The 9,604-nt window shown below is 68.3% G+C and carries 10 protein-coding genes; 4 read left to right on the top strand and 6 right to left on the bottom strand.

Annotated features, from left to right (window positions below):
* Window positions 1-116 precede the first annotated feature (116 nt).
* Both BACI349Y_RS04775 and BACI349Y_RS04770 read right to left on the bottom strand, forming a co-directional pair.
* Window positions 117-1,754: an FAD-dependent monooxygenase gene (locus tag BACI349Y_RS04775; protein WP_159630927.1), complete on the bottom strand. Its 1,638-nt coding sequence runs from the start codon at window positions 1,752-1,754 to the stop codon at window positions 117-119.
* Between the two features lie 12 nt (window positions 1,755-1,766).
* Window positions 1,767-2,330 (bottom strand): hypothetical protein, encoded by a 564-nt coding sequence (locus BACI349Y_RS04770; RefSeq protein WP_159630925.1) that lies wholly within the window; start codon window positions 2,328-2,330, stop codon window positions 1,767-1,769.
* Window positions 2,331-2,465: 135 nt separating this feature from the next.
* On the opposite strand from BACI349Y_RS04770, the gene BACI349Y_RS04765 reads away from it, so the two are divergent.
* Window positions 2,466-4,682 carry a S9 family peptidase gene (locus BACI349Y_RS04765; RefSeq protein WP_159630923.1) on the top strand — a complete coding sequence of 739 codons (2,217 nt, stop codon included), beginning with the start codon at window positions 2,466-2,468 and terminating at the stop codon, window positions 4,680-4,682.
* Between the two features lie 61 nt (window positions 4,683-4,743).
* Here BACI349Y_RS04765 and BACI349Y_RS04760 read toward each other — a convergent pair whose 3' ends face one another.
* Entirely contained in the window at window positions 4,744-5,196 is a 453-nt protein-coding gene (locus BACI349Y_RS04760) for an SRPBCC family protein (RefSeq protein WP_159630921.1), read from the bottom strand.
* A 243-nt stretch (window positions 5,197-5,439) separates the two neighbouring features.
* Here BACI349Y_RS04760 and BACI349Y_RS04755 point away from each other — a divergent pair, with 243 nt between their 5' ends.
* Window positions 5,440-5,646: a DUF2945 domain-containing protein gene (locus tag BACI349Y_RS04755; RefSeq protein ID WP_159630919.1), complete on the top strand. Its 207-nt coding sequence runs from the start codon at window positions 5,440-5,442 to the stop codon at window positions 5,644-5,646.
* Window positions 5,647-5,650: 4 nt separating this feature from the next.
* Window positions 5,651-6,847, top strand: a complete 1,197-nt coding sequence (locus BACI349Y_RS04750; RefSeq protein WP_159630917.1) for an NAD(P)/FAD-dependent oxidoreductase — start codon at window positions 5,651-5,653, stop codon at window positions 6,845-6,847.
* 3 nt (window positions 6,848-6,850) lie between these two features.
* Here the strand turns inward: BACI349Y_RS04750 and BACI349Y_RS04745 are convergent, their stop codons facing one another.
* The 3 genes from BACI349Y_RS04745 to BACI349Y_RS04735 are packed head-to-tail and all read right to left on the bottom strand — an operon-like array spanning window position 6,851 to window position 8,991.
* A complete protein-coding gene (locus BACI349Y_RS04745) occupies window positions 6,851-7,411 on the bottom strand; it encodes a GNAT family N-acetyltransferase (protein ID WP_159630915.1) in 561 nt (186 codons plus the stop codon).
* An 8-nt stretch (window positions 7,412-7,419) separates the two neighbouring features.
* On the bottom strand, window positions 7,420-8,580 hold the full coding sequence (locus tag BACI349Y_RS04740; RefSeq protein WP_159630913.1) for an acetate kinase: 1,161 nt from the start codon (window positions 8,578-8,580) through the stop codon (window positions 7,420-7,422).
* 54 nt (window positions 8,581-8,634) lie between these two features.
* The gene (locus BACI349Y_RS04735) at window positions 8,635-8,991 is read right to left on the bottom strand and encodes a VOC family protein (RefSeq protein WP_159630911.1); all 357 of its coding nucleotides are present in this window, start codon (window positions 8,989-8,991) and stop codon (window positions 8,635-8,637) included.
* 298 nt (window positions 8,992-9,289) lie between these two features.
* Here BACI349Y_RS04735 and BACI349Y_RS04730 point away from each other — a divergent pair, with 298 nt between their 5' ends.
* Complete coding sequence (locus BACI349Y_RS04730) at window positions 9,290-9,580, top strand: hypothetical protein (protein ID WP_159630909.1); 291 nt, start codon at window positions 9,290-9,292, stop codon at window positions 9,578-9,580.
* The last annotated feature ends 24 nt before the right edge of the window (window positions 9,581-9,604 follow it).

Below are 9,604 nucleotides of genomic sequence, written 5' to 3'. Positions count from 1 at the left end.
AACCACCCTCCCCCTCCCCCGGGTTGCTCCATCAGCTTTGGTTCCTAAACGCCGGTTTTAGGAGCCATAAGTGATGGAGCATTACGACGGCGGGACATTACCAAGGTGGGTCGCGCTCAGCCGGGTGCGGCACCGACCAGCCGAAGCCACGACCCAAGCTCGCCAAGGTCGGCCTCACCGCAGCGGTAGCCGACGTACCCGTCCGGGCGGACCGCCACCACGCCCCGCCCAGGGTGGCTGGTGAGCCGGTGGACGTGGACCAGTGGCGAACCGGGACCCGCAGGGAAAGCGGGCCCGGCACCCAGTGTGCCCGGCGCGGCGTCGCGCTCGAACAACAGGTGGATGCCCGGCACCGCGGTCAGGTCGTGAAGACGGGCCACCCGTCCGCCCACGGAAGCGGGCCCGTCCGGCAGCCGCTCCCCAGGCCTCGGCCATCCGCCGGCCCCGGGCATACGGTCTCGTGATATCGCACTGCCGCGGTAGTTCACGAACGGCTGGGCCAGCAACCTGATGCCCTTGGAAGTGAGCCACCGCCGGCGCAGCAGCAGCGGCAGCACCGGCGCGAAGACGGGCAGCGCGCTCCGGACCAGCCGGGCCACCGGATGCGGCGAGGCTTCGCCGAAGAAGATCACGTGCGTCAGCGCCAGTACGCGCCGGGCCGCCAGCCGCCGCTCCTGCCCGTAGCTGTCCAGCAGTTCCGGGAGCGGCGTACCTGCGGACGAGGCGAAGCCCAGCTTCCAGCCGAGGTTGAGGGCATCCAGGATGCCGTTGTTCATGCCCTGGCCGCCGGCGGGTGATTGGGCGTGCGCGGAATCACCGGCCAGGAAGACAGGACTGGCGCCGAAGGTGCTGGCAATCCGGTGCTGCAGCGGAATCTGCGCCGACCAGCGCACCTCGCTGACCGCAGCACCCAGGCCGGATCCACCCAGTCCCGATTCCCCCACCAGCCGGGCCACCTCCTCTGCGGAAACGGGCGGACCCAGCTGGCCGAACCGGGCTCCCGGCGCCGGGGCTGCCGGACGGGTTGCCAGCATTCGCCAGGTGGCACCCTCGCCCAGCGCGAACAGGAAGACCAGCCCGGCGGCGCCGACGGCCACGTGCAGCAACCCCTCGTCGAGGGAGCCATCAAGTTCAAGGTCGGCCATGACCGCTTCCACCCCGTACGGGCCCCCGCGCCACTGCGCACCGGTCAGGCCCCGGACAGTGCTGGACTGCCCGTCGCAGCCGGCCAGGAACCGGGACACGTGGTGCTCCGCCAGGTTGCGCCCCAGGCCGCCGGCGGGATGCAGCTCCGCGCGCACCAGGCTTTGCGTGGACGCCAGGGCTGGCTCCCGCTCGAACCCGTGGAACTCCACGCCCCAGTCCACGTGGATCCCCCGGGCCTGAAGCGCCAGGCAGAGGACGTCCTCGACGTCGGCCTGCCGGACCAGGGTGAGGTGTGGGAAGGCCGTGTCCGGGAGGTCCGCGTGGCCCAGCCGGGCTTCGACAACGTGCCGGCCCAGGTGGATGCGTGCCTCGGGAGTGGTGTCGGCGCGGTTGAGCAGCTCATCGGTCACCCCCAGCGGGCGCAGGCCCTCGAGCGCCCTGGCGTGCAGCATCATGGCGCGGGACGGACGCGCCCTGTTCGCGCGCCGGTCCACCACCCGCACTGTTGCGCCGTGGGCGTGGGCCTGGAGGGCAGTGGTGAGTCCGGCGGGACCAGCGCCCACCACCAGGACGTCGCTGTCCGCCGTCGTACCTTGACCGGGTGGCATGGGCGGCGGATGTTAGTTGGGGTTGAGGAGCCGCCACCAGGCGTGGTCCGCCTGGGCAGCGGCCGGCATCGCGGCGGGATTGGCGAGCACCTCGTCGCGGCGCAGTCCGGGAAGCACCTTGTAGCTGATGGACCCGGGGACGCTGACCAGTTCCAGGACGCGCCACAGGGCTGCGGCGTACTTGCGGGCGCGTTCGGGACCGTCCCATTCGTACAGCCCGCGGTAGGCGCCGAAGGTGTCGTGGGCGCACCAAAGCTTGGAGACAAACCCCGGGAACCCCACAAAGAGCGGGGTGTTCAGCAGGCTCTCCGCCTCGAACAGGCGGTGCGCCCTGCCGCGGACCAGCCGGAGGGTGAAGGCCACCACCAGGACGCAGGGCTCGGCGGGCCGGCGGTCGACGGCGGTCTCCCGGTAGACCCGCGCGGTGCTTCCGTCGGCGAACCGCAGCACCCTGCCAACATTGTGTTTCGGAAGATGGACCTGCCGGCGGACCAGCATGGCACAGGACGCCGCCACGCAGCGGGCCACCGCCAGCCATGCCTGGGCCCGGGGAGCGGGTCCGGATTCCACGGTCATGGTGCCTCCTGTCCTCGCAACGCCCTTCCAGCCTGCCGGGCCGCGGGGCAGGCACCCAGAGTCTTTCGCCCCTTTCGGCTCCCCCGGTAGCGAACGGCCTGCGGGGTTGCCGGAGGGGGTCTATATATTGAATCCATGACCTCCACTTCCCTGCAGGATTCCACCGGTACTGCGATCCCGGCGCCCCCGGTTGCCAAGAAGATCCCCACCGAGCGCACCCACCACGGGGAGACGTTCGTGGACAACTACGAGTGGCTGCGGGACAAGGAGTCGCCGGAGGTAGTGGAGCATCTCCGGGCCGAAAACGCCTACCAGGAAGCCGTCACGGCGCACCAGGAACCGCTCCGCGAGGCCATCTTCCAGGAGATCAAGGGCCGCACCCAGGAAACCGACCTGTCCGTCCCGCACCGCAAGGACGGCTGGTGGTACTTCAGCCGTTCCGCGGAGGGCAAGGAGTACGGCATCCACTGCCGGGTGAAGGCGCAGGACACCGGGGACAAAGTGGCCGACTGGACTCCGCCGGCAGTGGAGGCAGGGGTAGGGATTCCCGGCGAAGAGATCCTCCTCGATGGCAACGTGGAGGCCGAGGGCAAGCCGTTCTTCTCCGTGGGCGGTACCGCCGTCACCATTGACGGCAACCTGTACGCCTACGCGGTGGACAACTCCGGCGATGAGCGGTTCACCTTACGGATCAAGGACCTCCGCACCGGCGAACTGCTGCCGGATGTCATCGAGAACATCTTCTACGGGGTTGCCTTCTCCCCGGACGGCACCCGCCTGTTCTACACCGTGGTGGACGAGTCCTGGCGCCCCTACCAGGTGAAGGCGCACGTCCTGGGCACCCCGGTGTCCGACGACGTGGTGGTGTACCAGGAGGACGACGCCGCCATGTGGCTGGGCTTCGAGCTGTCCGCGGACCGGCGCTACCTGGTGCTGGGCATCGGCTGCTCGGAGTACAGCGAAACCCGGCTGCTGCGTTTCGACGATCCCACTGCCGCCGTCACCACTGTCATTTCGCGCAACGAACGCGTCCTGTACGAGGCCGAGCCCTTCCTGCTCGACGGGCAGGAAAAGATCCTGCTCACGCACAACCGCGGCGCCATCAACTCAATGGTCTCCCTGGCTGACCCCGCCGAGCTGGAAAAGCCGCTCTCGGAGCAGACCTGGCGGACCGTCGTCGGGCATTCCGATGACGTCCGCGTCAACGGCGCGGGCGTCACCGCCACGCACCTGATCGTGTCTATCCGCAAGGACACCATCGAACGCGTCCAGGTGATGGGGCTGCCCGGCCTGGGCACCCCCGCCCAGCAGGCACCGGTGGAACCGGCCTTCGACGAGGAGCTCTACACTGCGGGCGTCGGCGGCTCGGACTACGAAGCCCCCGTGATCCGGCTGGGCTACACGTCCTACTTCACGCCGTCGCGCATCTACGACTTCGTGCTTCCCACGCCGGAGCAGCCGGCCGGCGAGCTGCTGCTGCGCAAGGAAAGCCCGGTGCTGGGCGGCTACGACGGCAGCGACTGCGTGGCCACACGGGAGTGGGCCACTGCCGGCGACGGCACGCGGATCCCGCTGTCGGTGCTGCGGCACAAGTCCGTCAAGCAGGATTCGACGGCGGCGGGCCTGGTGTACGGGTACGGCTCCTACGAGATGAGCATGGATCCAGGCTTCGGCATCGCACGGCTGTCGCTGCTGGACCGCGGCGTGGTGTTCGTGATCGCCCACATCCGCGGCGGCGGGGAACTGGGCCGGCACTGGTACGAGGACGGCAAGAAGCTCACCAAGAAGAACACCTTCACCGACTTCGTGGACGCCACCGACTGGCTGGCAAACTCCGGCTGGGTGGACCCTGCACGGATCGCGGCGCTGGGCGGCTCGGCCGGCGGCCTGCTGATGGGCGCCATCGCCAACATGGCGCCGGAGAAGTATGCGGCGATCGTGGCGCAGGTGCCGTTCGTGGATCCGCTCACCAGCATCCTGGATCCCGACCTGCCGCTGTCCGCGCTGGAGTGGGAGGAATGGGGCAACCCCATCACGGATCCGCAGGCCTATGCCTACATGAAGTCCTACTCGCCCTACGAGAACGTGCGGGAGGTGGCCTATCCCAGGATCGCCGCCGTGACGTCCTTCAACGACACCCGCGTCCTTTACGTCGAGCCGGCCAAATGGGTGCAGGAGCTGCGGAACAAGACCACGGGGTCCCAGCCGGTTGTCATGAAGATCGAGATGGATGGCGGCCACGGCGGCGCGTCCGGCCGCTATGTGCAGTGGCGTGAGCGGGCCTGGGACTACGCGTTCATCGCCGATGCCCTGGGTGCCACCGAGCTGATTCCCGGGGCCGGCCCCAGGTAGGCCCGGGCTGAGCCAGGCGGAGGCTTCCAGCCGCCGTCGAACGCTGGCCGCTGCCGGGTGATCAGGGCTGCGGGTGTTCGGCCATCCATTCCGCCAGGGTTTCGAGGTTGGCCCGGACAGTCCGGCCCTGGGCCCTCTCCACCAGCGGGTCGGCCAGCTTGCCGAAGATGCCCCCGAGGCCGGACGCAGCATCGATCCGCTGGGTGACGCGCGTCCCGCCGTCGGCAGGCTCCAGGGTGAACGTCACCGTGAAGTCCAGCTTCCCTTCCACCGATTTGGACACCATGCGCCGGGGCGGATCAAACTCCTTGACCTCAACGGTCCAGTCGAAGTGCCGTCCCATGACTTTGCTGGTTCCCCGGCCGTGGGTGCCCACTCCCACGGGCCCTTCGCCGACCCGTTCCGACGAGGTCACCGAGGAATCGTAGACAGCGACATTGTCGAAGTTCGACAGGAAATCGAAGACCTCCTGCGGTGGCCGGGCAATGACGACGCTTTCTTCTACAACAGGCACAGCATTCTCCTTTGAGGGCACCTGATGCCGGCCGGGCGTGGCCGGCAGGGACAGCATGGCCCTGGACGCGGCCGGTGTCAATGCCGCCATCCCGTGGTGCAGGCGGCCGGGCCCGGGGTTCGGACACGTAGCTGCCAAAACAACGTAATCATGCTTACGATTGGCTCCGGGGACGCCCGCCGGGGCGGCAGCCGGGCCGCAGAGCGGCACAGACCCACCGCATCACCCAGTCAAGGAGTGCAGATGTCGCTGAGCAAGGGAACGCATGTGGAGTGGAACACTTCACAGGGCAAGACGCACGGCAGGATTGTCGAAAAGAAAACCAGCGACTTCGAGCTCGACGGCAACACGCACCGCGCCAGCGAGGATGAGCCGCAGTACGTGGTCGAATCGGCCAAGACGGGCGCCCGGGCAGCGCACAAGGCATCTGCGCTGACCGAGAAGAAGTAGTCCCGTGGCTGCCCAGCACGAGGTAGTGATCATCGGCGGCGGCAATGCCGGCATCTCCCTGGCGGCGCGGCTGCAGCGCTACGGCGTCAAGGACGTGGCCGTGATCGAACCCCGGGACCACCACCTCTACCAGCCGCTCTTCTCGCACATTGCCGGCGGCCGGGCGCAGGCCCAGGAGGCCATCCGGCCGCAGCAATCCGTCATCCCCCAGGGCGTCACCTGGATCCGGGATGCCGCCGTCGGGGTGGACGCGATGGCCAACACCGTCAGCCTGGAATCAGGGGCCCGGGTGGCTTACGGGCAACTGGTGGTGTGCCCGGGACTGCAGTACGACTGGGACGCGGTGCCGGGGCTGGCCGAGGCCGTGCATTCGCCGCACGGCGCATCCCATTACGAGTTCGACCTGGCTCCCAAGGCTTGGACGCTGCTCAGCGCCATGACCTCCGGGACAGCTGTCTTCACCATGCCGGCGGGGCCCATCAAATGCGGCGGCGCCGCCCAGAAACCCATGTACCTGGCCTGCGACTACTGGCGGGAACAGGGGGTCCTGGACAAGATCAGGGTGGTGATGGTGCAGCCCTACCCCACCGTGTTCGGGGTACCGGAGGTGGACCGGGAACTGGACCGCAAGATCGCCGAGTACGGGATCGAGCTGCGGACCAACAGTGAGCTGGTGGCGGTAAGCCCGGCCGGCCGCCGCGCCACCATCCGGGACCACGCCGCGCACACCACGGAGGACCTGACGTACGACGTCCTCAACGCCGTCCCGCCGCAGTCGGCCCCGGACTGGCTCAAGGCCACGGACCTGCCGGCTCCCGGGGACGCGGGCGGCTTCGTGGAGGTGGACCGGCAGACGCTGCGGCATCTCCGGTACCCCAACGTATGGTCCCTGGGCGACGCCGCGGGTACCACAAATTCCAAGTCCGGCGGGGCGCTGCGCAAGCAGACCAAGGTGCTGGCGAAGAACCTGGTGGCGGCCCGCAAGGGCAAACCGCTGCGCGCCAGGTACAACGGCTACTCGGTGTGCCCGTTCACCGTGTCACGGGACACCGTGGTGTTCGCCGAATTCGATGACCGCTACCGGCCCATGCCCACCATCCCGCGGGTGCCCACCTGGAACGAAAGCAAGCTGTCCTGGGTGGTGGACCGGGACCTGTTCCCCAAGATCTACTGGAACCTGATCCTCAAGGGCCGGGCGTAGGGGCTAGCTGCGTGAACCGATCCGCCACTCATCGGCAAGGATGGCGTAGACCAGTTCGGTGGCCCACTGTCCCTTGTAGTGCCATTTGTCGATGTGCCGCGCCTCCAGCCGCATGCCCAGCCGGTCGCACAGCGACGCGGACGCGCCGTTGAGCTCGTCGAGCCGGGCCTCGATCCGGTGCAGGCCCAGTTCCTCGAAGCCCAGCCGCAGCAGCGCATTGGCCGCCTCGGTGCCGTAGCCCCTGCCGCGGGCCGCGGGCGCAAGCGTCCATCCCACTTCGGCCTGCCCCCGGCCCGGGAGCCATTTGAGCACCACCTCGCCCAGCAGGCCCGGCGCGTCAGCTGCCTCGATGGCTAGCGCAACCCAGTCGCCTTCCTTTTCGAAGACAAAGTTGGCGTACCGGCCCACCCGCTCCATGGATTGGGTGAACGTCTTGGCGGGGCCGGGGAGGAACCGGGCGGTCTCCGGCAGCGAGTGGTAGGCGTGGAAGGCGTCCAGGTCGCCGCCATCGAACCGGCGCAGGACAAGGCGCCCGGTGCGGATGGGCAGGTGGATCTCCGGCATGGTGGCGGCTAGCTGCCGGAACCTACGACGGCGGCAGTCGCCTCCGCGATGGCACGCTCCTCGTCAGTGGGAACCACCAGGACGGGGATCGCGGAGGACGGCGTGGAAATGACGCGCGGTTCCTTGGACCGGCGGGCGTTCAGGCCGGCGTCGAGCTCGATTCCCAAGGCGCCCAGCCGGTCCGCCACGTGTGCCCGGAACTGCTGCGAGTTCTCGCCGATCCCGGCGGTGAATACCAGCGCCTTGGCGCCGCCGACGGCAACGTGGTAGCCGCCGATGTACTTGGCCAGCCGGTAGGACGCCACCGCGAGTGCCATCCTGGCCTTCTCATCGCCGGACTCGGAGGCCTCCACCACGGAGCGCATGTCATTATTGCCGGCCAGGCCCTTCAGCCCCGATTCCCGGTTCAGCATGGTGTCGATGTCCTCAGGCGACCACCCGGCCCGGCCCAGGAACACCAGGATGGAGGGGTCCAGGTCGCCGGAGCGGGTGCCCATCACCAGGCCCTCGAGCGGAGTGAAGCCCATGGAGGTGTCCACGGAGCGTCCGCCGCGGATGGCCGTCACCGAGGCGCCGTTGCCCAGGTGGGCGATGACGCCGTCAAACTCCTCGATGGGAAGGTCCAGCAGCACCGCCGACCGGCGCGCGACGTACTCGTGCGAGGTGCCGTGGAAGCCGTACCGGCGGATGCCGTGGTTGGTGTAGAGCTCGTCCGGGACGGCGTAGCGCCAGGCGTGCTCGGGCAGGGTGCGGTGGAAGGCGGTGTCGAACACAGCCACCTGCGGCATCTTGGGCCATTTCTTGGTGATGGCCCTGATGCCCAGCACGTTGGCCGGGTTGTGCAGCGGCGCCAGCGGGTTGAGCCGCTCGATGGCGCGGGTGATCTCGTTGTCCACCAGGACGGGTTCAGCAAACCGCTCGCCGCCGTGGACCACGCGGTGGCCCACCGCCGCCAGCTCGAGGCCGCCCAGTTCGCGGTGGATGGCGGCGTCCACCTGTTCCAGCGCCTCCGCATGGTCCCGCGGGCCCTCAATCTCGCCGTCCCCGCCGCCGCCGTTGCCCATGCCGATCTTCTCGATCAGTCCCTCGGTGAGCACCGTCCCGGCGGCCACGTCCCGGACCTGGTACTTTAACGACGACGAACCGGAGTTGATGACGAGCACGAGCATGCGGGGCCTCCTCAGCCTGGCGTCTGCAGTTCAACCCCACTATATGTGGCGCGGCTAACGGTCAGTCAGCAGCAGCGTGTTGCCGTCCGGGTCCTCCGCGGTGAAGAAGCGGCAGACGTCCGGGGAACCCCCAACGGGACCCACCGGGACACCGTCTTCCGCAAGCCTTGCGCGCGTTCCCTCCAGGTCATCGACCAGGAAGTTGCAGGTTGCCCACGGCAGGCCGGGCTCGGCCTTGATGCCGCTGTCCGGGCCCATCAGGGTCACCGATGCCTTTCCTTCCCCGTTCAGCACGGCGGAAAAGGTGTTGGCCTCTGCGATAGTGAGGCCCAGCGTGCGGCTGTACCAACCGGCCGCTGATTCGGGGTTCCGGACGGGGATGAACGCTGTGGAGATGGCTGTACCAGGCATGACTGCGATGCTAGCGCTACTTCGCCGAACGTCCCTGGACCAGCGTGAAATCCTCGTCTTCACCATTTCGGACGGGAAGATCAGGGAAGCGCAGGGTTTCGGAAGGCTTGCCAAAAATATCATCAGCATGCTTACTATAGATGCAGTCGATCGGAAACGGCTGCGAACGGAAAATCGAGAAGGGTGCGCTCAGCGAACGGGGCGCACCGTTTTCGTGACCGCGGGGTTCCTTGCGGAGTGGCGCAGCCTGTGCATAGAGTCGGCAAACAAGGCTGGACCACGCCGAGAGGACAATTCCATGACGAACGAGCCCAATTCGATCGACGAGAACGACCCCACCAACACGGGATCCAGCAGCACCGCCCCGCTCGACGCGCAACCCGATTCCGGAAGCAAGAGCGATCCCACCGGGGTGGAGGGCGCCAACCCGGCACTGGACGACACGGGCAACCTCAAGGCCGCCGAAACCGGGGAAGCACCGGAGGCTCCCGAAGACCGGGAAGGACTGGACCTCACGCCGCAGGGCCTCTCCGACGAGCCGGCCAAGCAGGAAGACCCGGACAGCGTGGCCAAGCCGGACAACAGCTGACAGCACCACACGCAAAAGGACGAC

Source organism: Arthrobacter sp. 8AJ, assembly GCF_902506025.1.
GTDB lineage: Bacteria > Actinomycetota > Actinomycetes > Actinomycetales > Micrococcaceae > Arthrobacter.
The sequence above is the reverse complement of the archived record's forward strand: the minus strand, read 5'-3'. Positions and strand labels throughout refer to the sequence as shown.

Bases quoted from the DNA above. Each gene is read 5' to 3' on its own strand.
- BACI349Y_RS04775 (WP_159630927.1), bottom strand. From the start codon at position 1,754: ATGCCACCCGGTCAAGGTACGACGGCGGACAGCGACGTCCTGGTGGTG.
- BACI349Y_RS04770 (WP_159630925.1), bottom strand. From the start codon at position 2,330: ATGACCGTGGAATCCGGACCCGCTCCCCGGGCCCAGGCATGGCTGGCG.
- BACI349Y_RS04765 (WP_159630923.1), top strand. From the start codon at position 2,466: ATGACCTCCACTTCCCTGCAGGATTCCACCGGTACTGCGATCCCGGCG.
- BACI349Y_RS04755 (WP_159630919.1), top strand. From the start codon at position 5,440: ATGTCGCTGAGCAAGGGAACGCATGTGGAGTGGAACACTTCACAGGGC.
- BACI349Y_RS04745 (WP_159630915.1), bottom strand. From the start codon at position 7,411: ATGCCGGAGATCCACCTGCCCATCCGCACCGGGCGCCTTGTCCTGCGC.
- BACI349Y_RS04740 (WP_159630913.1), bottom strand. From the start codon at position 8,580: ATGCTCGTGCTCGTCATCAACTCCGGTTCGTCGTCGTTAAAGTACCAG.
- BACI349Y_RS04735 (WP_159630911.1), bottom strand. From the start codon at position 8,991: ATGCCTGGTACAGCCATCTCCACAGCGTTCATCCCCGTCCGGAACCCC.
- BACI349Y_RS04730 (WP_159630909.1), top strand. From the start codon at position 9,290: ATGACGAACGAGCCCAATTCGATCGACGAGAACGACCCCACCAACACG.